This window comes from Paracoccus binzhouensis (assembly GCF_016446475.1).
In the GTDB taxonomy this organism is placed as follows: Bacteria; Pseudomonadota; Alphaproteobacteria; order Rhodobacterales; family Rhodobacteraceae; genus Paracoccus; species Paracoccus binzhouensis.
On the sequence record NZ_JAEHFP010000078.1, the window covers coordinates 1 to 21,366 of the forward strand.

The window sequence follows — 21,366 nt, forward strand, 5'->3', positions numbered from 1 at the left end:
TGCGTGCCAAGGTCACCTCCCACGTAGAGATGATCTTGAATCACAGCCAGACGCGCAGGGGAATCCTTTTTGTCAACACAACCTAGTCCGCCGGAAAAGAATGGAGTCTAAAGCGGGCATTCTCGCATTTCCTCTGCCACTCCGGCATCGACCGGCGTATCGTAGGTCATCAGGATATAGCCCAGGACCGAGTAGAAGCCGACCGTGGCAATCAGATCCATGACCGCCTCGCGCCCGATGGTCTGCGCCAGCTCGGCCTCGAGCGCCTCGGGCAGGCGGCGCTGATCGAAAAGGGCATCGACCGCCGCCGCGATCAGCCCGTCCTCCCCCTCGGGATGGCCGCGCATGGCGAGGATGCGAGCATCGTCCATCCCTAGCACCCGCGCCCGGCTGACGTGATGCGCCCATTCATAGGCCGAGCCCATGCGATAGGCGGCTCGCAGGATCACCAGCTCCGAACGGATCGGCCCCAAGGCATTATCCTTGACGATATGCTGGCGCAGCGGCGCCCAGGCCCGCAGCAGTGCCGGGTGATGCGCCATGGTGCGATAGACGTTCAGCGCCCCCGCGAACCCGTCCCGCAGATCGAGGATCTCGGCGGGCCATTCGGCATCGGTCAGCGGCTGACAGGGCGAGGTCATGGCAGGCTCCGTTTACAGGTATTTCGCATAGATCTCTGGTGCGCGGTCGGTCCAGATGCCGGTAAAGCCCCGATAGCGCGCGATCTGCGACAGGTCGATCTCGACGCGCAACACGTCCTCGCCGTCGTGATCCAGTGCGCCCAGAACCGTGCCGTCCGGGGCCAGCGCGCAGGAACGACCAAAGAAGCGCTGTCCGCCATGGCTGCCGCTGCGGTTGCAACTGAGAAAGAATATGCCGTTCTCGGTGGCGCGGGTATAGGCGCGGTGGATGAACAGTGCCTCGTCGGATACTGGCATATCCTGCCCGCCGAACGACGCCCAGACCGAGGTGACGATCCCCGCCCCCTGCATGGCCAGGATGCGGGTGATCTCGGGGAAGCGGATATCGTAGCAGATCTGCATGCCCAGCCGGGTATCGCCGAAAGGGAAGGTGTCGATCCGGTCGCCACGGGTGAAATACAGCTTTTCGTTCTGCCACTGGTGCAGCTTCACATAGCTGCCCAGCACGCCCCCCGGCCCGATCAGCAGCGAGGCGTTGCGCATCACCCCGTCGCGCAGCGGATCGCGCATCCCCAGCCCGATGACGATATGGACGCCGTGCCGCTGCGCCGCCTCGGCCAGCGCGGCGATTTCGGGGCCGTCCGGCGCGGCGCAGGCGCGCCAGAGCGCGAAGGCGTAATCCGCAGGCGGCTGGGTCATCGGGCCGCCGGGCACCAACGGCTCGACATAGCCGAGGTTGGCCAGTTCGGGGAACAGGATCAGCTTCGTGCCCGCCGCCGCTTCGGCCACGATGTGATCATGGATGCGACGCAGGTTTGCGGACGGGTCGAGCGGCGTCACATCCATCTGGACAAGGCTTGCCGCGATCATGCCGGCACCCCCAGCCGCCGGCCGATGGCGAAGTCCCAGTCGCGTCCGGGTGCGGCCGCGATCAGCGCGCGGGTATAATCGTCACGCGGATGAGCCAGAACCTCCCCGGCGGGACCGTGTTCAACGACGCGGCCGCGCCGCATCACCATCACCTCGTCGCAGATCTGGGCGGCGACACGCAGGTCATGGGTGATGAACAGGATCGCCAGATTGCGCCTGGCCTGCAAGTCGGCCATAAGCTCCAGCACCTGCGCCTGAACCGACACGTCCAGCGCCGAAACCGCCTCGTCGGCGACGATCACCTCGGGGTCCATCATCAGCGCCCGCGCGATGGCGATGCGCTGCCGCTGCCCGCCCGAGAACTGATGCGGAAAGCGCCGCAGGCTGGTGCGCGGCAGGCCGACGACCTCGATCAGCTCGCCCGCCCGCTCCAAAGCTGAGGCGCGGCTTTCCCCCAGGTTCAGCGGCCCCTCGATCATGCTGTCGGCGATGCGCAGGCGCGGATTCAGCGAGCGGTTGGGATCCTGGAACACCATCTGCACCCGGCGCCGCGCCGGGGCCAGCGCGCGGGCGCCGTGCAGCCGGGCAATGTCCTGGCCGTCGATCACGATCTCACCCGAGGTCGGATCCTCCAGCCGCAAAACGCAGCGCGCCACGGTGGATTTGCCGGACCCGCTTTCGCCCACGATCCCCAGCGTGCGCCCGCGCGACAGGGTGAAATTCACCGTATCGACCGCCTGCACGCGATGCGGCGCACGGCCCAGAAGGCGCGCGGGCAGCGAACCGATCTCGAACACCTTTTCCAGCGACCTGACCTCGATCACCGCGGGGCCGTCCTTGCCGGCGCGGGCCGCGCGCGGGGTCAGCGAGGGCACGGCGCGCAGCAGCGCCTGGGTATAGGGCTGGCTCGGGCGGGCCAGCACCTGATCCACCGGTCCGGTTTCCACCATCTCGCCGTGGCGCATGACGCAGACCCGGTCGGCGATATCGGCAACCACGCCCATGTCATGGGTGATGAACAGAACGGCGGTGTCCTGCTGTTCCTGCAATTCGTGGATCAGGGTCAGGATCTGTTTCTGGGTGGTCACGTCCAGCGCGGTCGTCGGTTCGTCCGCGATCAGCAGTTTCGGCTTCAGCGCCAGCGCCATGGCGATCATCACCCGCTGGCGCTGACCGCCCGAAAGCTGGTGCGGATAGCTGTCATAGATACGCGCAGGATCGGGCAGATGGACCGAGGCGAACATGTCCAGCGCCGCCTGCCGCCGCTCGGCCGGGCGCATCTTGCGATGGGTCTGGTAAACCTCGTCCATCTGCAGCCCGATCTTCAGCACCGGGTTCAGGGCCGTCATCGGTTCCTGAAAGATCATCGCCATATCGGCCCCGCGCAGCGTCTTGGTGCGCGCGGGGGTGGCGGTCAGAATGTCCTCTCCGTTCAGCAGGACCGAGCCGCCGGTGGTCCGCAACTCGCCCTGCGGCAGCAGGTCCATCGTCACCAGCGAGGTGACCGACTTGCCCGAACCGGATTCGCCCACCAGGCAGACCGTTTCCCCGGCCGCGATATCGAAGCCGATGCCCTTGAGAATCTCGACCGGCTCGCGGCCGCAGGTCGAGACGTGCAGGTCGCGGATCGACAGGACCGGCTTGGGTTGCACGGGATCGCTCATTCGCCCCTTCCCTTCATCTTCGGGTCAAGGCGGTCGCGCAGCGCGTCGCCCAGCAGGTTGATCGACAGGATGCACAGCGACAGCACGATGGCGGGCCAATAGACCAGCCACGGCTTCATGGCGAAATAGAGCCGCCCCTCGGCCATGATGTTGCCCCAGGTCGGGATCTCGGTGCCGATGCCGACGCCCAGGAAGGACAAGGCTGCTTCCGTCAGGATGGCCGAGGCATAGATATAGGTCGCCTGCACGATCAGCGGCGCGATCGTCGCGGGCATGAGGTGACGCATGATCAACGTGGGCGCGGGAGTGCCCAGAAGCTGCGCGGCTTCGACATAGGATTCCGCCCGCGCCGCCAGCACGCGCGACCGCACCAATCGCACCACCTGCGGGATCTCGGGCAGCATGATAGCGATGATGACCGTCACCAGCCCGGCCTTGGTCAGCGCCACGATGGCGATGGCCAGCAGGATGCCGGGGATCGCCATCATCCCGTCCATGACCCGCATGATCACCGCGTCGAAGCCGCGGAACCAGCCCGCCAGCAGCCCCAGAGGCAGGCCGATCAGGATCGACCCCACGGCGACACCCGCGCCGACCAGAAGCGATACCCGCGCCCCATAGACGACACGGGAATAAAGGTCGCGCCCGAAGCTGTCGGTGCCCAGCCAGTAGATGTCCGAAGCGGGTTGCAGCCGCGCTGCGGCATTAAGCTGCGTGGGCGGAAAATTGGCCAGGAGCGGGGCGAAGACGGCCATGGCGATGGTGGCGGCAAGGACGACCAGCGACAGGACGATGGTCCAGTGCGGCAGGTTCTCGGCCAGGCGGCGGCGCGGCAGCGCGGGGGTGACGGGCGCGGTCATTGATAGCGGATCCTCGGATCGGTCACGGCATAGGAAATGTCGATCAGCAGGTTGATGACGACGTAGGTGCCGGCGGTCAGCAGGATGATCGCCTGGATCAGCGGATAGTCCCGCGCCAGCACCGCATCGACCACCAGCCGGCCCAATCCGGGAATGTTGAACACCGTCTCGGTCACCACGACGCCCGAGATCATCATCGCAAAGCCGGTCCCCACCACCGTCAGGATCGGGATGGCGGCGTTGCGCAGCGCGTGGCGGAACAGGATCACCCGTTCCGACAGGCCCTTGGCGCGGGCGGTGCGGATGTAGTCCTCGCGCAAAACCTCAAGCATCGCGGCCCGGGTCATGCGCGAAACCAGCGCGATATAGATCGAGGACAGCGCCAGCCCCGGCAGGAAGATACGATGCAGAAAGGGCCACAGACCATCGGCCAGCGGCTTGTAGCCCTGCACCGGAAACCATTTCAGGTTTACGGCGAAGATCCCGATCAGCACATAGCCGATCACGAAGATCGGCGCCGAAAAGCCGATCACGGACAGCGACATGACGAAGCGGTCCACAAGCTGGCCATGCCTGCGCGCGGCGAGGATGCCCAGGGGGATCGAGATCACCACCGTCAGGATCATCGCCACCGTTGCCAGTGCCAGCGTCGGACCGATGCGCTGGCCGATCATCTCCAGTACCGGGCGCTGCGAGATCAGCGAATAGCCGAAATCGCCGCGCAGCATGTTGCCGATCCAGGTCACGAATTGCGAGGTCAGCGGCGCGTCCAGCCCCAGGCTGTCGCGGATCGCCGCGATCTGTTCGGGGGTGGCCTGATCGCCCGCGATGGCCTGCGCCGGATCGCCCGGCGTCAGCCGCAACAGCAGAAAGACGATCAGCGCGATCAGCCCCATGACGGGGATCGCCATCAGCAACCGGCGTATCAGGTAATAGGCCATGGCATCCTCTGTGGAAAAAGGGGATGGCGGCGGGCCCGCGCCCGCCGCGCGGGCTTATTCGGGCTTGGTCACGCCCCAGAACAACATGATCGGGCCGGGCTGAAGATCGGCGATCCCCTTGCTCCAGGCAGAAACGGTCTGGGCCTCGCCGGCGTTGAAATAGAAGCCCTGGTCATAGGCGATGCTCTGGATCTCAGAGGCGATGCGCTTCTGGTCTTCAAGATTGCCGGTGACGAGGTATTCCTTGCGCAGCGCCTCGATCTCGGGGCTGACCGGCCAGCCAGACCATGCGTTGTCGTCCCCCGAGCCGTCCAGCAATGCGTGAACCAGCGGGTTCCAGATGCCCGTCACGCCCCAATAGGTGAAAAGCATGTTCCAGCCGCCTTCGGCCACCGGCTGCCAGCCGTTCTTGCGCGACTGCAACGTCGCCCAGTCCATCGAGGCGACCTCGACCGTGAAGCCGGCTTCGCGCAGCCGCTCGGCGGCGACGATGGGCTGGGTGGACAGGATGGTCAGGTCGGTCGGCTGCATCATCAGCACCGAGGTGCCGTCATAGCCGGAACTCGCCAGAAGCTCCTTCGCCTTGGCCATGCGCTCCTCGGCGTTCCCGGTCAGAAATTCCGAGCCGGCATCCGAGGCCAGCGGCACCTTGCAACCATAGGCCGACACGCAAAGCGTGTAATATTCCGGGTCGCCGATGGCGGTCTGCATCAGCTGCTCCTGATCCAGCGCATACATGGCGGCGCGGCGCACATCGGCGTTGTCAAAGGGCGGCAGGCGATGGTTGAAGCGGCCCGTGACCTGGATGCCCAACGGGTTCAGCACGCCATATTCGACCTCGTCGTTCATCTGCAACAGCGGCAGCAGATCGATGGCCACCTGCTCGATCAGGTCCACATCGCCCGATTGCAGCGCGTTGATCGAGGTCTGCATGTCCGGCATCGCCTTCCACACCACCTTGTCGACATTCACCACCTTGCCACCGGCGGTCCAGCTCATCGGCTCGGTGCGCGGGACATAATCCTCGTTCTTCACATAGACGGCCTGATCGCCGGGGCGGTATTCCTCGGCCACGAACTTGAACGGGCCAGAGCCGATCATATCCGTCACCTGCTCGCCCGAGGGCGTTTCGGCCAGCCGCTTCGGCATCATGAAGGGGGGCACCGGCGAAGGCTTGGCCAACAGTTCCAGCACATGGCCAAAGGGTTTCGCCAGCGTCAGCACCAGCACCTTGTCCGAGGTGGCCTCGATCGAGGCTACATATTCCATCATCGTCTTGCCCGCCGCGTCGTTCGCGGCCCAGCGTTTCAGAGATGCGACGCAATCCTCGGCGGTGACATCGCTGCCGTCATGCCATTTCAGCCCGTCGCGCAGGGTGAAGGTATAGGTCAGCCCGTCGTCCGAGACCTGGTAATCCGCCATCTGCGGCTGCGGCTTGTAATCCGCATCCATGCCCAACAGCGTGTCGAAGACCATGAAGCCATGCGTGCGCACGATCTGCGCCGTGCTCAGATGCGGGTCCAACGTGCGCAGCGGCGCCTGCATCACCACGTTCAGCTCGGTCTCGGCCAGTGCAGGCGCCACCTGCATCCAGCCCGCCGCCATCGCGGCCACGCCAAGGGCGCGAAGTCCAGTAATCGTCATCATACCTCTCCTGTTTCTGGTTCTTTTGTGATGTCCGGCAGTTCGCACCACGGCCATGCGCGCGTGACGTCCAGCCGGCGATAGGGGATCAGCCGCACATCCGCAGGCCCTAGGTCGGGGGTATCGACCACCAGGATACGCTCGGCCATAGGTTCGTAGAAATCGCGGAAATGCGTCTTGGACCGCAGCAGGATGATCTCGTAATCCTGCGGGCTTTCGCCGAAGATGGTGAAGGCGTCGCCATCCACGGCGAAGGCGAAATGCGACACGACCGAAACCCGGACGCGCCCGATCTGGATCAGCGCCGTCAGCCCCAGATCGACAAAGCTGCCCTGCTGATAGCGGCCCGAAACCGTGAAGGATTTCGGCCCGGTCCAGAGGATATCGGCCTCGATCTCCAGCGGCCCGCCGGTTTCCAGCGCGGACTTGCCGGCCAGCGACAGCGTGATGCGGCTGCCCGCCCCCGCCGCATGGGCCTGCGCCGCGGCCTCCGGGTCCAGCAGGAAGGGCACCATGGCCGGGCCGGGATCATGCTCCAGCAGCGCGCGCAGCAGATGGGTGGAATCGTTCATCCGGTCGGCATGTTCCAGCAGCACCACGGGACGTCCCGTCGCCTGATGCGCCGCCAGATCGGCCAGCGCCTGATCGATGGTCAGCACCGGCACCGCCGCCGACAACTCGCGCCGCAGCCCGTGCAGTTTTTCAGCGAAATCCAACGCCCGCGCCTCGGCCGACGCCTGCCCCGCCCAGTCGAGGCAGATCACCGACATGCCGGTATTGGCAGCATCGGCATAGGAAAACCCGGCCATGATCGAGATGTCGCAATCGCCCGCAGCCTCGGCGGCACGCGCCTCGGCCATGACCGTCGCCAGCGGCTGCAACGAGGTCGCGGACATGATCGAGGGGATCACGATCCCCGGCCGCGCCACCGCCAGCCCCGGCCGGCGGCCTTCCCGGATCATTCGCAGCAGGGCGCGGGTGGCACGCTCGCCGGTCTCGCCCATGTCGATATGCGGCGAGTGGCGATAGGCCACCGCGATATCGGCGCCGCGCAGCATCCGCGCATCGACGTTGCCGTGATAGTCCAGCGCGACGGCGATGGGCAGATCGGGCTGGGCGGCGCGCAGGCTGTCGATGACGTGGCGCTCGACATCGGCAAAACCTTCGGCCCAACAGGCGCCATGCAGGAACAGGACGATCCCGTCCAGCGGCCCCGCCGTAGCCACGCCGTCCAGCAATTCGCGGGTGTAGAACTCGACCGCCTCGTCGCTGGCGGGACCAAGTGCGCCCAACAGCGTATGAAACAATGGCACGAATTCCGCACCCTCTGCCTCGCAGATCGCGATGCAGCCGCCGGGCACGGTGTTGGTGTCGCGAAACCGCGCCGGGATCTCGGCGCCCCGGGTGCAGACGCGCTGGAACTCGGCCAGTTCGACCCGCTGCGGGACGGTGCTGACCGATTCCAGGTTGAATCCGGCGAATGCGATGCGCAGCGCCATGGCGGCCCTATCCCGCCGTCGCGGCGGAGATGGCGCCGGCAAGACGGTCGACAACCTGGTCGATTTCCTCGGGCTGGATGATATAGGGCGGCGCCAGCAGGACGTGATCGCCGCGCACCCCGTCGATGGTCCCGCCCATCGGATAGCACAGCAACCCGCGTGCCATCGCTTCCTTCTTGATGCGGGCATGGACGCGCAGCCCCGGATCGAAGGGGGTTTTGCTTTCCTTGTCGGCGACGAGCTCGATGCCCCGGAACAGCCCCCGGCCCCGAATGTCGCCGACATGAGGCGATTGTCCCAGCGCCGCGTCGAGACTGGATTGCAGGCGCTCTCCCATGGCCTGCACATGCTCCATGAGGCCGGGGCGCGACAGGATCTCGACCACCTTGTCGGCGGCTGCAGCCGCGACTGGATGGCCAATATAGGTGTGGCCGTGCTGGAACAGGCCGGACCCTTCGGCAAAGGCGCGATAGATCGCCTCGGACAGCATCACCGCTCCGATGGGCTGATAGCCGCCGCCCAGGCCCTTGGCGATGGTGACGATGTCGGGCACGATTCCTTCCTGCTCATGGGCGAAGATGGTGCCGGTCCTGCCCATGCCGCACATGACTTCATCAAGGATCAGCAGCACGCCATGGCGGTCGCAGACCTCGCGGATACGGCGGAAATAGCCGGGCACCGCAGGCACCGCGCCCATGGTCGCGCCGACCACAGGCTCCGCCACGAAGGCGATGACTTCATCGGTGCCAAGCTCGCGGATCTTGGCGTCCAACTCGTCGGCCAGACGCAGGGCGTAGTCGTCGGCGGTTTCGTCCGCGCGCTGGTCGCGCCAGGCGTAGCAGGGCGAGACGTGATGCGTTTCGGGCAGGATCGGCTGGAACTGCGCCCGGCGCCAGGCATTGCCGCCGGTGGCCAGCGCGCCGATGGTGTTGCCGTGATAGCTTTGCCGCCGCGCGATGATATGGCGGCGTTGCGGCTGGCCGATCTCGACGAAATATTGCCGCGCCATCTTCAGCGCCGCCTCGACCGCCTCTGAGCCGCCCGAAACCGGATAGACGTAATCCAGCCCCTCGGGGGCCAGCCCCACCAACCGCTCGGCCAGCGATTCCGCCGCATCGGTGGTGAAGAACGAGGTATGGGCATAGGCGATGCGATCCATCTGCGCGCGCATTGCCTCCAGCACCTCGGGATTGCCATGGCCCAGACAGCTGACCGCCGCCCCCCCCGAACCGTCGATATAGCTGCGTCCCTCGGCGTCCTGGATATGGACACCCTGTCCGGCGACGGCATGCGGCAGCGACGCCGCAATCGAGCGGTGGAGAATTCTGGTCATTGATTTGTCCCGTTGATGAAGGAGAATCGCCTTCCCCTGCTCCCAATCCATTTGTGCCAAAACTTAGTCAAGTAAGCAACAAATGTTTTGTTATTTTGACGGGGAGACGTTTGTATCGCCTCCTTTTGAGCAAAGCTGTTGCACTTTGCCGGAATTTTGCCAATCTTGCCCACATCTGTCCCAAAGGCTTGGAACGAATGTCTCATCAGGACGCCCTACGGGCCCGGCTGATCGCCGCCTTCGACAGCATGCCGTCGCAATTGCAGCAGGCCGCGCGCTATATCCTGGAACATCCCGACGAGGTGGCTCTGGTTTCGATGCGGCAGCTGGCCCGCAACGCGGAGGTGCAGCCATCGACCATGACTCGGCTGGCCAAGTTCCTGGGCCTGGACGGTTATGACGACATCCGCACCCATCATGCCCGCGCCATCCGCCAGCGTATCGACGGCTTTGCCGCGCAGCAGGAACGCGCCAGCGCCAGCGGCGAAGGGCTGGCCGTGCAGATGCTGCAAAGCCTGTCGGTGCAGATTGCGCGCCTGACCGAGTCCGGTGCTATCGCCCGGCTTGAAGCCGCTGCCGCGCGCCTGGGCCAGGCGCGCCGGATTTACGTTCTGGGGCTGCGCTCGTGCCACCTGGTCGCCTGGCATTTCCACTATGTCATGACCCTGCTGGGCGAACGCAGCGTGCATCTGGACGGGCCGGCGGGCACGGTCGGCGACGGGCTGATGGGCGCAGGGGCCCAGGACGTGCTGCTGGCGGTGTCGATCGCCCCCTATGCGCGGCATTCGCTGGAACTGGCGCATATGGCGCGCGACAAGGGGCTGGCCGTGGTGGCGATCACCGACAGCGAAGTCTCGCCTCTGGTCGCCATCGCCGACGAGGTGATCCTTTGTCCAACCGAAAGCCCGACCTTCTTTCACACGCTGACGCCGGCGCTGGCGGTGTCCGAGGTGCTTTGCGGCTTGCTGGCCAATCGCGACCGCGACGGCGCGCTGGCCGCGTTGCAGAACGCCGACCGCCACCTGCTGGAGCTCAATACCTATTATACCGCCCCCAGGCGTCGCTTGCCGCCCAGGGGTTCGAGGAATGGCAAGACTGACAAAGCAGATCGCGAGGGATAACGGCTGCTCGATCATCCGAAACCATTGTCGACAGGCTGGGGATCCACGGCAAATCGGGCGCGCTGGACAGGCTGCCCGCGCATTGAGAGATGATGGACCATGCGCGCAGCCTGCTGCACGCCTTAATCCTCACGGATCACGCGGGCATGTCGAGGATGTCAGATGGCAGCGACGCGCCGTCCTTGATCCAGACCGTCGCCCCGTCATTGCCCGTGGCCACTTCTTTGCGCAACAGTGTCCATAGCCCGAGACATCTCCGGAAACCGTCGGCTGTTCGTCGGCCCCGCCTCTATGCCCGCCGTGGCGGAGGATGCCCTGCGCCCGTGCCGTCCGTCACGAGCACCTCGTCCTCCCATGGCAGCCGGTAGCGCCCCGCGACCATGTCCTGCATGTAGGTATAGGGGCAATCCTTCGCGCCGCCCTCGACCGCGACGAAACCCCGGTGGCCAAGCTGGTAGATGTTGTTCTCGGCCCCCCAGGTCCGGCGTGCCTCGCGCAAGAGATCCGGCCGGATCTCGGCGGTCACCAGCCCGTTTTCCTTGTCGCCGCCCTGGCGGATGGGGACGCCGTCGAAGCCGACGATAATCGCCCGGCCCATGCCACCGAACGGTCCCGTGGCCGAGCAGCCGCAGACGCTGGCCGTATACATCAGGTTGCAGAAGGCGTCGGCCTGCGCGGTCAGGTGCCATTGGTGGCGCGGCGAGGAGGAATAGCCGGCGATGCGGATCAGCAGCTCGGCGCCCTTGTAGGCGGCTTCCCGGGCGACCTCGGGGAACATCCCGTCGCGGCAGATGGCGACGGCGATCTTGCAGCCCCCAGGGCCCTCGCAGATCGGCAGGCCCAGGTTGCCCGGCTCCCACCGTTCGCCGGGAACCCAGGGATGCAGCTTGCGGTAATGCAGGCGGATCCGGCCCTCGTCATCGACCAGGATCGCCGTGTTGTAGGGGTTGCCGTGGGGATTGAACTCCATGAAGGAGAATCAGGCCCAGACGCCGTCCCGCCGGCAGGCATCGCGCAGCAGGCCGATCTGCGGGCCGCCGATCGCGCATTGCAACTCGGGGTCGATCGCTTTCGACGCCCCGTTGAGCGAGTATTCGGGAAAGACGACAGGCTCGATGTTCAGTCGTCCCCGCTTCACCTGCCTCACGAAGGAGGCGAGCCGCTCGGCCGCGAGACCAGATCCCCGGGCGCTGCGATCTCGGGGCTGCGCATTTGCACCAGCCCCAGGACGATGCCGTTCCCGGTCTTGTTCAGTCCGCCCAATCCGTCCGTCTATGCCTCAAGCTCCGCACTGCGCCGCCCTCGGGCAAGCGCTGTCCATCTGGCCGCCAAGGATAACGGGCTTTTCCGGCTTTGCCAGGGGTTACTGCTCCCGGTCGAAGCAGTCGTGCGAGGCGGGAAAACCCCGCCTCGGGATAGGACTGGCAGTGATCGCACCGTTCCGGATGCCGAGAACCCCGACATCGCCTGCGCCATCCATGGCCTAGCCGCGTCCCGGCCCGGCCGGTCCATCGGGACGGCGCCCGATGGACCGCTTCGCGCCGCCGAGCGGCCGGTGCGGAATTGCCCGAAATCTGTGTGGGGCGCAGGCGACCTGCCACGGGTGTTCCATCCATTCAGTCGAAACTCATTGATCCAAGGCCACTTGTTTCGAAGCTTCACGACGTCAGACCTGCATATCCCAGTTCCGCCGAGACCATGCTGGCGCATTGCATTACCGGGGCGATCAGCGCCTCTAGCCTCTCGTCCGACATGTAATGCACGGAACCCGCAGCACTGAGACCGGCGACGATGGCGCCCCGGGCGTCGCGGATCGGGGCGGCGACGCAGCTGATGCCGACCTCATTCTCTTCGCGCTCGATCGCGAACCCCTTGTCGCGGAAGTCGGCCAAGCTGGCCCTGAAGACCTCCCAGTCCAGAAAGCCGGGGGGGGCGATGGGGCTGGCCAGGGCATCCTCGCGCGCCAGGTCGTAAAGCCGCCGCCATTCCGCCTCGGGCGAGTCGAAGAGCTGGACCTTGCCCGTGCCCGTCGTCGCCATCGGCTTCTGCAGTCCAACATGCGAGCGCATCTCGAGCCCCTTGGTGCCGGGGATCTTGTCCACATAGACGATATTATCGCCCTCGCGGATGCTCAAGTGGATCGAGGCGCCGGTCTCGCGCGCCAGCCGCTCGATATGCGGCCGCGCGCAGCTGGTCAGGGGCATCTGCTCCAGCGCGGCGTTGCCCAGGCTGATGAGCGCCGGCCCCAGCACATAACCCCGCCCGTCGATCTGGCGCAGGTAGCTGTGCTGCAGCAGGAAGCTGACCAGGCGATGCGTCGTGCTGCGCCCGGTCCCCACATGTTTGCCGATCGAGGCGAGATCGGATTGGCCGGCCCTTACCGCCTCCAGGACCGCGAAAACCCGCGACAGCGATTGCGTACCAGCCTTGGTGTTCTCGGCGTCCATATCCATCCTCGATCAGATCATTTCCCATATTATGGCACAATAACTCACTATTTGAAAGACTTTTATGATTCTCGCTTGACATGGGATTTGCTCCCATAATATGAAACGCTAACTGCGCCGGGAGGACGCAGCGAACTAATCGGATATGGGAGGCGACCGTGATTCCGTTGCCAGCAATGAACCCGGCAAGGCCGGGGCCGGATAAGTCATGCTTGTCCGCACAGCCAGGCATTCCACATTTGATCCGCCCGGCCTCACGGGATGTGCAGGTGCCTTGCGCATGACCTACACATTCGATTTCAGCTTTCTCGCGGAATACTGGCCCCAGTTGCTCAAGGGCCTGGCCCAGACCGCGCAGCTTTCTCTCCTGTCGATCATCTTCGGCTTCCTGCTTGGAACCTTGCTGGCCATCGGCCGCACGGCGCAAAGCAAGCTGCTGCGCCGGGTCTGCGCCATCTATGTCGAGGCGATCCGCAACACGCCGCTGCTGGTGCAGATGTTCATGATCTATTTCGGGCTGGCCTCGGTGGGCTTCAAGCTGTCGGCCGAGTTCTGCGCTGTGCTGGCCATTGTCATCAATGTCAGCTCCTATACCTGCGAGATCATGCGCGCCGGCATCGAATCGGTGAGAAAGGGCCAGCGCGAGGCCTCGGACTGCCTTGGCCTCACCTGGCTTCAGTCCCTGTTCCTCGTCGTGCTGCCGCCCGCGACCGAGCGCGTCTATCCGGCGCTGGTCAGCCAGTTCATCCTGATCATGCTGGCCACCAGCCTTGTCTCGCAGATCTCGGCCGAGGAGCTGACCTCGACCGCGGCGCGCATCGACTCGATGACCTTCCGGTCCTTCGAGATCTACACGGTGGTCGCCCTGATCTACATCGGCCTGGCCTTCGTCTTTCGGCTGGGGTTCTGGGCGCTGTCGCGGCTGGTCTTCCCGCGCCTGCGCCGCCTCGGCACCCCGCTTTAGGAGAGAGTGATGCTGACGACGTTCCAAATGCAGGCCCTGCTGACCGCCGCCGTCTGGACGGCCGGGCTGTCGCTGATCGCCTTCGTCCTGGGCGGCGCGGTCGGCCTGCTCATCGCGGTGATGCGGGTCTCGGCCAATCGGGTGCTGCGCGGCATCGCTTTCACATACATCCAGATCGTGCAGGGCACGCCGCTGCTGGTGATGATGATGCTGGCCTTCTTCGGCCTATCCATCCTGGGCTTCGACCTCGCGCCCTTCACCGCCGCAAGCTTTGCGATGGTGATCTATTCCAGCGCCTATTTCGGAGAGATCTGGCGCGGCGGCATCCTTGCGGTTCCGAAAACCCAGTGGGAGGCGGCCGAGTGCCTGGCCCTGCATCCGGTCCAGAGGTTCTGGCTGGTCATCATTCCGCAGGGGCTGCGCATCTCGACGCCGCCGACGGTCGGCTTCATGGTCCAGATCGTGAAGAACACCTCGCTGGCCTCGGTGATCGGCGTCGCCGAGCTGACCTATACCAGCAAGCTCATCAACAATTCGACGTTCCAGCCCTTCATCATCTTCAGCGTCGTCGCCGTGCTCTACTTCTGCATGTGCTACCCGCTGGCCTGGTGGAGCCGCAAACTCGAGGACAAACTGAATGTCGCCCATCGTTAAACTGAACAACGTCTCCAAAAGCTTCGGCAGCCTGCATGTCCTTCAAGGCGTGTCCTTCGACGTCGCTGCGGGCAGCGTGGTCGCGATCATCGGTCGCAGCGGCTCGGGGAAAAGCACCGCGCTGCGCTGCATCAACGGGCTGGAAAAGATCAACAGCGGCGAGATCACCGTCTGCAACCACCACCTGCATCACGACGTGACCCGAGCCCAGTTGCGCGCCCTGCATCTGGACGTGGGCATCGTCTTCCAAAGCTACAACCTGTTCCCGCACCTGACCGTCGGCCAGAACATCATGCTGGCGCCCCGCTGGGTTCGGAAGCAGTCGAAACCCGAGGCCCGCGAACATGCCGCCGAGGTGCTGCGCAAGGTCGGGCTGGCCGAAAAGTTCGACGCCTATCCCGAGCAGCTTTCCGGCGGCCAGCAACAGCGGGTGGCCATCGCGCGCTCGCTGGCGATGGAGCCCAAGCTGATGCTCTTCGACGAGGTGACTTCGGCGCTCGATCCAGAACTGACGGGCGAGGTGCTGAAGGTGATGGAAAGCCTTGCCAGGGACGGCATGACGATGGTCCTCGTCACGCACGAAATGGCCTTCGCCAGGGGCGTGGCCGACAAGATCGTCTTCATGCACCAGGGCCGGGTCTGGGAGGAAGGCGGCGGAGAGATGCTGTCCGCGCCGCAGACCCCGGAACTGCGCCAGTTCGTCGGCAACGGCTTGTGACCTTCGACTGATACTCAACCGGCATCCGGCGGCGGCCAGCGGCGGCCGGCGCTTGCCCCAACCTGCATTCATGGGAGGAAAGACATGAACATTCGCAACCTGGCGCTTGCCGCCTTGACCGCGGTCGGCCTGACCGCCGCCCTGCCCGCCGGCGCCGACACGCTGGCCGATATCCGCGACCGCGGCATCGTCAACATCGGCGTCGATATCGGCCAGGCGCCCTTCGGCATGGTGGACGGTTCGATGAACCAGACCGGCTCGGACGTGGACACCGCCCGCAAGCTGGCCGAGGACCTGGGCGTCAAGCTGAACGTCGTCTCGGTCGCGCCGGCCAACCGCATCCCCTTCCTGCTGACCGGCAAGGTCGATGTCGTCGTCGCCAGCTTCTCGATCACCGAGGAGCGCAAGAAACAGGTCGATTTCTCGAAGCCCTATGCGGTCAGCGAAGTCGTCGTGGCCACCACCGGCGGGCTGAAGCTCTCGGGTCCGGCCGACCTGGCGGGCCATGAGGTCGCGGTCACCCGCGCCTCGACCAACGACACGCTGATCACCGATGCCATCACGGCCGGCGAGGTCAAGGCGACCATCGTGCGCTACGACGACAACGCCATGACAACCAATGCCGTGCTCAGCGGCCAGCATGACGTCTATGTCGTGGCGAAATCGCTGCTGGTGCCGATCAACGAGGCCAATCCCTCGCGCAAGATCGAGCCGCAATTCGTCCTGCGCACCTATCCGCTGGCCATCGGCCTGCGCAAGGACGAGCCGGCGCTGAAGGAATGGCTGGACAACTGGGTCGCCGAGAACCTCGCCAACGGCAAGCTGAACGAGATCTACCAGACCTATCACCTGTCGTCGCTGCCCGACGTGATCCCCGAGGAATGATCGGGGACGGGCGGTGACGACCTTCATGACCCAGAATACAGGAAACATGGTGATGAAAGCGAAGACGATCCGGCTGCATCCCGACGATGACGTCGTTATCGCCCTTGAACCCCTCGCAGCGGGTTCGCGCATCGAGGCCGAAGGACTGGACCTGCGCGAACCCATCCCGGCCGGCCACAAGATCGCCACGCGCGACATTCCGGCCCAGGGACCGATCCGGCGCTACAACCAGGTGATCGGCCTGGCGACGCAGCCCATCCGGGCCGGGCAGCATGTCCATGTCCAGAACGTAATGATGGCCAGCGTCGAGAACGACTATGCCATCGGCGCCGATGCCGCGCCAACCGAATACGCCGACCCGCCGGCCACCTTCATGGGCATCCGGCGCCCCGACGGACGCGTTGCGACACGGAACTACATCGGCATCATGACCAGCGTGAACTGCTCGGCCCGCGTCGCCCGCGCCATCGCCGACCATTTCCGCCACGACATCCGCCCCGAGGCGCTGGCGGATTACCCCAATATCGACGGCGTCGTCGCGCTGACCCACGGCTTCGGCTGCGGCATCGATGTGAAAAGCGAGGGCATGGCGATTATCCGCCGGACGCTTTCGGGCTATGCCGTGCATCCGAATTTCGCGGCCGTGATCTTCGTCGGCCTGGGCTGCGAGGCGAACCAGATCGGCGACATCCTGGCCTCGCGCGGGCTGACGGAAAGTGCCACCCTGCACAGCTATACGATCCAGGATGTCGGCGGCACCACCAACGCCATCCGGCAGGGGATCGAGCTGGTGAATTCGCTGCTGCCCGGCCTGAACGAGGTGAAGCGCGAGCCGGTGCCGGCGTCCCATCTGACCGTGGGCCTGCAATGCGGCGGCTCGGATGGCTATTCGGGCATTTCGGCCAATCCGGCACTGGGTGCGGCCGTGGACCTGCTGGTCCGCAACGGTGGCACCGCCATCCTGTCCGAAACGCCCGAGGTCTACGGCGCCGAGCATCTGCTGACCCGCCGCGCGGCCTCGCCCGAGATAGCGCGGAAGCTGATCGCGCGCATCGATTGGTGGAAGGACTATTGCGCCAAGAACGGCGCCGAGATGAACAACAACCCCTCGGCCGGCAATAAGGCCGGGGGGCTGACCACGATCCTGGAAAAATCGCTGGGCGCGGTTGCCAAGGCCGGCACCACCAACCTGACCGAGGTTTACGAATATGCCGAGCCGGTGACGCAGCACGGTTTCGTCTTCATGGATTCCCCCGGCTTCGACCCGATCTCGGCCACCGGGCAGGTCGCTTCCGGCGCGAACCTGATCTGCTTCACCACCGGGCGCGGCTCGGCCTTCGGCTGTATGCCGACGCCCTCGCTGAAGCTGGCGACGAACTCGGCCACATGGCGGCGACAGCAGGACGACATAGACATCGACTGCGGCGTGATCCTGGAGGGCAACGCCACCATCGAGGAGGTCGGGCGGCAGATCTTCGAGCGGATGCTGTCCTGCGCCTCGGGCGAGCCGTCAAAAAGCGAGATCCACGGCTATGGCCAGGACGAATTCGTGCCCTGGCAGATCGCCGTCGTCACCTGATCCGCAACCCAGAAAGCAGGGCTGAACCATGGCCATTCACAGCACCCCCCGCTTCGCGGCGGTCGATTGGGGCACCAGCAGCTTCCGCGCCTGGCTTGTCGATGCGGCCGGCCGGGTGCTTGCCGAACGCCGCAGCGCCCAAGGCATGACCGCAGCCCGCGAGACGGGCTTTCGCGAAATCCTCGACAGCCATCTTGCCGCGATGCAGGCCCCCGAGGGTCTGGGTGTCGTCATCTGCGGCATGGCCGGCGCGCGGCAAGGCTGGGTGGAGGCCGGCTATCTCGACTGCCCCGCGCCCTTGGACGATCTGGCGGCGTGCGCCATCCGCGTCGCGCATCCGGCCCGCGACATCCGCATCCTGCCCGGCGTGGCGCAGCGCGACGCCGATCATCCCGACGTCATCCGGGGCGAGGAAACCCAGCTTCTGGGCGTCGCGCATGGCAAGGATGCGCAGACCGTGGTGATGCCCGGCACGCATTCGAAATGGGTGCGGCTGGAGGGAAGCACGCTGGCCAGCTTCTCGACCCATATGACCGGCGAAATCTTCCAGGCCCTGACCAACGCGACGCTGCTGAAACACGCGGTCGAGGGCGCCCAAGGCCGGCGCGACCACACCGCCTTCCGGGCCGGGGTCGCCGAGACCTTCGCCGCGCCGGCCGGCTGGTCCAGCCGGTTGTTCGAGGTGCGCGGCCGGCAATTGCTGTTCGGGGCGGACGCCGATGCCGCGCGGGACCGGATTTCCGGCATCCTGATCGGCGCCGAGATCGCGGCCGGGCTGGCGCAGGGGACCGGCGGATCGCCCGTCCGCATCCTCGCCTCGGGCCGGCTCGCCGATCTTTACATCGAGGCTTTCGACCTGCTCGGCATTGCCTTCGCCGTCGAGGACGCCGACCGGGCGGTCCTTGCCGGCCTGACCCTCGCCGCCGGCCGGATCTGGCCATGACCACGCAAACCGGAGTGCCGCCCATGCCCTTTCCTGCCCTGTCCCTGCCCATCGTCGCCATCCTGCGCGGCATCCGCCCCGACGAGGCCGAGGCCGTCACCCAGGAACTGCTGGACGCCAGCCTGCAGGCCATCGAGGTGCCGCTGAACTCGCCCGACGCCTTCCGCTCGATCGAGATCGCGGCGCGGCTGGCGCCGGAGGGCGTGCTGATCGGCGCCGGCACCGTCACCCGCGCCGAAGAGGTCGCGCGCCTCAATGACGCCGGCGGCCGGCTGCTGGTCTCGCCCAATATCGACGAGGCGGTGATGCAGGCGGCCGGGGGCTTCGGCATGGTGACGATGCCCGGCGTCCTGACGTCTACCGAGGCGCTGCGGGCGCTGCGGCTGGGCGCCTCGGCGCTGAAGTTCTTCCCGGCCAGCGTGCTGGGCCCGTCCGGGATCGCGGCGATCCGCGCCATCCTGCCGCCCGATACCACCATCGCGGCGGTGGGCGGCGTCGGCGAGGAGAATTTCGCCAGCTATCTGGCGGCGGGCGTCTCGGCCTTCGGGATCGGCTCGAACCTGTTCCGCCCCGGCCTGTCGGCCGGCGAGGTCGGCACCCGGGCGCGCCGCATCATCGCGGCTTACGAGGCCGCCGCGCGCAACGGCTGAGGCGGCGCTTTGCCCGACGGCCACATCCAATTCAGCTTCCGCCCGGAATGGAGGGATACATGAAGGCGCTTATCATCGAAAAGGAAGGCCATACGGTCATCGGCGAGATCGCCGTGCCCGAGATGGGACCGAAGGACGTCCGGGTGCGGGTGCGCCATGTCGGGCTCTGCGGCACGGATTTCAACTCCTGGCGCGGGCTCAACCCGCTGGTGACCCTGCCGCGCGTGCCCGGCCATGAGATCGGCGGCGAGATCATCGAGGCGGGCGCGGAAGTCCCGGCCGAATATGCCGCCGGCCACCGCGTGGTGGTGGTGCCCTATACCAATTGCGGCGAATGCTCGTCCTGCCGCAAGGGCCGGCTGAATGCCTGCCGCTACAACAAGACGCTGGGCGTGCAGCAGCAGGGCGGCCTGACGCCCGAAATCGTCGTGCCGGTGGAAAAGATCATCCTGAACGACACGCTGGCGCCGCAGCACCTGGCGCTGGTCGAGCCGCTGGCGGTCGGCTTCCATGCCGTCGCGCGCGGCCAGGTCGGCGCCGGCGACACGGTGGTGGTGCTGGGCTGCGGCATGATCGGCATGGGCGTGCTGATCGGCGCGGTGGCGCGGGGTGCCCGGGTCGTCGCCGTGGACATGAGCGCGCAGAAGCTAGACTTGGCCCGCCGTTTCGGCGCGGCGGTCACGCTGAACCCGGCCGAGCAGGATGTCGAGGCCTCCGTCGCGGAACTGACCGGCGGCTTGGGCGCGGACGTGGTTTTCGAGGCGGTGGGCACGCCCGCCACCTTCACCCAATGCATCACGCTCGCGGGCTATGCCGGGCGCGTGGTCTATGTCGGCTATTCCAAGGCGCCGGTCAGCTACGACACCGCCTTCTTCAATCTCAAGGAACTGGACATCCTGGGCTCGCGCAATGCGACGATGCAGGATTTCCGCGACGTGATCGCCCATCTGGAAAAGATCGGCGACAGCGCGGATCTGCTGATCTCGAAGACCTTTCCCTTCTCGCAGGCGGATCAGGCATTCCCCTATTGGAACGACAATCGCGACAATCTCAAGGTAATGGTGGCACTATGAACGACAGCTTCAAGCGGGCTTTCAGCCTGGAGGGCAAGCGCGCGCTGGTAACGGGCGGGGGTTCCGGCCTGGGCGAGGCGATGGCCGCCGCCATGGCCGCCGCCGGCGCCGAGGTCATCCTGGTCGGCCGCCGCAGGGACCTGCTGGAACAGGCGGCCGGCCGCATCCCCGGCGCCAAGGTCGCGACTGTGGACCTGGCCGACATCGCCGCGCTGGACGCGGCCGCGAAATCCATCCTGGAGCGGCACGGCAAGATCGACATCCTCGTGAACAACGCCGGGAACACCATCCGCAAGCCGTTCCTTGAGACGACCCATCAGGACATCGACGCGGTCGTGGACGTGCATCTGCGCGGCGCGCTGGAATTCTCGCGCCCGATCATCGCCCGGCAGGCAGAAACCGGCGGTGGCGCCGTCATCTTCACCGCCTCGATGGCCTCCTACATGGGCCTGCCCTATGTGATGGGCTATACGGTCGCCAAAACCGCCCTGCTTGGGGTGGTGCGCGCGCTTTCGGCCGAGTTCGCCGGCCAGAACGTCCGGGTGAACGGCATCGCGCCGGGCTGGATCGACACGCCGCTGTATCGCGGGGCGACCGGCGCCGATCCGGCCCGCAAGGCCAAGGCGCTCGGCCGGATCCAGATGGGCCGCATCGGCGAGGTCGAGGATGTCGGCTGGACCTGCGTCTTCCTGGCCTCGGACGCCGCCGCCTATATCACCGGTCAGACGGTGGCCGTGGACGGCGGAGCACTGGCCGGGTTCTGACCTTCGGGCTTGGCAAGAGACAGCGCTGGCTAGGTTGTGTTGACAAAAAGGATTCCCCTGCGCGTCTGGCTGTGATTCAAGATCATCTCTACGTGGGAGGTGACCTTGGCACGCAA

Annotated in this window: 21 protein-coding genes; 10 read left to right on the top strand and 11 right to left on the bottom strand. The window is 66.0% G+C overall.

The features are described from left to right. Positions 1-107: 107 nt before the first annotated feature. The 8 genes from I9P22_RS16390 to I9P22_RS16425 are packed head-to-tail and all read right to left on the bottom strand — an operon-like array spanning position 108 to position 9,452. On the bottom strand, positions 108-641 hold the full coding sequence (locus tag I9P22_RS16390) for a carboxymuconolactone decarboxylase family protein (RefSeq protein WP_199260579.1): 534 nt from the start codon (positions 639-641) through the stop codon (positions 108-110). 12 nt (positions 642-653) lie between these two features. Next, positions 654-1,511: a carbon-nitrogen hydrolase family protein gene (locus I9P22_RS16395; RefSeq protein ID WP_199260580.1), complete on the bottom strand. Its 858-nt coding sequence runs from the start codon at positions 1,509-1,511 to the stop codon at positions 654-656. Then, complete coding sequence (locus tag I9P22_RS16400; protein ID WP_199260581.1) at positions 1,508-3,175, bottom strand: ABC transporter ATP-binding protein; 1,668 nt, start codon at positions 3,173-3,175, stop codon at positions 1,508-1,510. The genes I9P22_RS16395 and I9P22_RS16400 overlap by 4 nt, the downstream gene beginning before the upstream one ends. Continuing rightward, a complete protein-coding gene (locus I9P22_RS16405) occupies positions 3,172-4,035 on the bottom strand; it encodes an ABC transporter permease (RefSeq protein WP_199260582.1) in 864 nt (287 codons plus the stop codon). The genes I9P22_RS16400 and I9P22_RS16405 overlap by 4 nt, the downstream gene beginning before the upstream one ends. Further along, the gene (locus I9P22_RS16410; protein WP_199260583.1) at positions 4,032-4,976 is read right to left on the bottom strand and encodes an ABC transporter permease; all 945 of its coding nucleotides are present in this window, start codon (positions 4,974-4,976) and stop codon (positions 4,032-4,034) included. The genes I9P22_RS16405 and I9P22_RS16410 overlap by 4 nt, the downstream gene beginning before the upstream one ends. Positions 4,977-5,030: 54 nt before the next feature. Next, the gene (locus I9P22_RS16415) at positions 5,031-6,620 is read right to left on the bottom strand and encodes an ABC transporter substrate-binding protein (RefSeq protein ID WP_199260584.1); all 1,590 of its coding nucleotides are present in this window, start codon (positions 6,618-6,620) and stop codon (positions 5,031-5,033) included. Then, positions 6,620-8,119: a M81 family metallopeptidase gene (locus tag I9P22_RS16420; RefSeq protein ID WP_199260585.1), complete on the bottom strand. Its 1,500-nt coding sequence runs from the start codon at positions 8,117-8,119 to the stop codon at positions 6,620-6,622. Before I9P22_RS16420 ends, I9P22_RS16415 begins: the two co-directional genes overlap by 1 nt. Positions 8,120-8,126: 7 nt before the next feature. Further along, positions 8,127-9,452, bottom strand: coding sequence for an aspartate aminotransferase family protein (locus tag I9P22_RS16425; RefSeq protein ID WP_199260586.1), 1,326 nt, complete (start codon positions 9,450-9,452; stop codon positions 8,127-8,129). 197 nt (positions 9,453-9,649) lie between these two features. On the opposite strand from I9P22_RS16425, the gene I9P22_RS16430 reads away from it, so the two are divergent. After that, positions 9,650-10,573, top strand: coding sequence for a MurR/RpiR family transcriptional regulator (locus I9P22_RS16430; RefSeq protein ID WP_199260587.1), 924 nt, complete (start codon positions 9,650-9,652; stop codon positions 10,571-10,573). A 289-nt stretch (positions 10,574-10,862) separates the two neighbouring features. On the opposite strand, the gene I9P22_RS16435 is transcribed toward I9P22_RS16430, so the two are convergent. From I9P22_RS16435 to I9P22_RS16440, 3 genes are all read right to left on the bottom strand, one after another. Next, a complete protein-coding gene (locus I9P22_RS16435; RefSeq protein WP_233253443.1) occupies positions 10,863-11,543 on the bottom strand; it encodes a nitrilase-related carbon-nitrogen hydrolase in 681 nt (226 codons plus the stop codon). A 9-nt stretch (positions 11,544-11,552) separates the two neighbouring features. Then, positions 11,553-11,711, bottom strand: coding sequence for a hypothetical protein (locus I9P22_RS24620; protein ID WP_233253444.1), 159 nt, complete (start codon positions 11,709-11,711; stop codon positions 11,553-11,555). Between the two features lie 520 nt (positions 11,712-12,231). Continuing rightward, positions 12,232-13,026 carry an IclR family transcriptional regulator gene (locus tag I9P22_RS16440; protein WP_199260588.1) on the bottom strand — a complete coding sequence of 265 codons (795 nt, stop codon included), beginning with the start codon at positions 13,024-13,026 and terminating at the stop codon, positions 12,232-12,234. 274 nt (positions 13,027-13,300) lie between these two features. Between I9P22_RS16440 and I9P22_RS16445 the strand changes: the two genes are divergently transcribed. From I9P22_RS16445 to I9P22_RS16485, 9 genes are all read left to right on the top strand, one after another. Further along, on the top strand, positions 13,301-13,984 hold the full coding sequence (locus tag I9P22_RS16445) for an amino acid ABC transporter permease (protein ID WP_233253445.1): 684 nt from the start codon (positions 13,301-13,303) through the stop codon (positions 13,982-13,984). A 9-nt stretch (positions 13,985-13,993) separates the two neighbouring features. Next, positions 13,994-14,638: an amino acid ABC transporter permease gene (locus tag I9P22_RS16450; RefSeq protein WP_199260590.1), complete on the top strand. Its 645-nt coding sequence runs from the start codon at positions 13,994-13,996 to the stop codon at positions 14,636-14,638. Continuing rightward, on the top strand, positions 14,622-15,356 hold the full coding sequence (locus I9P22_RS16455; protein WP_199260591.1) for an amino acid ABC transporter ATP-binding protein: 735 nt from the start codon (positions 14,622-14,624) through the stop codon (positions 15,354-15,356). Before I9P22_RS16450 ends, I9P22_RS16455 begins: the two co-directional genes overlap by 17 nt. 84 nt (positions 15,357-15,440) lie before the next feature. After that, positions 15,441-16,241: a transporter substrate-binding domain-containing protein gene (locus I9P22_RS16460; RefSeq protein ID WP_199260592.1), complete on the top strand. Its 801-nt coding sequence runs from the start codon at positions 15,441-15,443 to the stop codon at positions 16,239-16,241. A gap of 52 nt (positions 16,242-16,293) precedes the next feature. After that, positions 16,294-17,820 carry a UxaA family hydrolase gene (locus tag I9P22_RS16465; RefSeq protein ID WP_199260593.1) on the top strand — a complete coding sequence of 509 codons (1,527 nt, stop codon included), beginning with the start codon at positions 16,294-16,296 and terminating at the stop codon, positions 17,818-17,820. 28 nt (positions 17,821-17,848) lie between these two features. Then, positions 17,849-18,763 (top strand): 2-dehydro-3-deoxygalactonokinase, encoded by a 915-nt coding sequence (locus I9P22_RS16470; RefSeq protein ID WP_199260594.1) that lies wholly within the window; start codon positions 17,849-17,851, stop codon positions 18,761-18,763. Continuing rightward, complete coding sequence (locus I9P22_RS16475; protein ID WP_199260595.1) at positions 18,760-19,413, top strand: 2-dehydro-3-deoxy-6-phosphogalactonate aldolase; 654 nt, start codon at positions 18,760-18,762, stop codon at positions 19,411-19,413. Before I9P22_RS16470 ends, I9P22_RS16475 begins: the two co-directional genes overlap by 4 nt. 59 nt (positions 19,414-19,472) lie before the next feature. After that, entirely contained in the window at positions 19,473-20,486 is a 1,014-nt protein-coding gene (locus I9P22_RS16480; protein ID WP_199260596.1) for a zinc-binding alcohol dehydrogenase family protein, read from the top strand. Continuing rightward, positions 20,483-21,250, top strand: a complete 768-nt coding sequence (locus I9P22_RS16485) for an SDR family NAD(P)-dependent oxidoreductase (protein WP_199260597.1) — start codon at positions 20,483-20,485, stop codon at positions 21,248-21,250. The genes I9P22_RS16480 and I9P22_RS16485 overlap by 4 nt, the downstream gene beginning before the upstream one ends. The last annotated feature ends 116 nt before the right edge of the window (positions 21,251-21,366 follow it).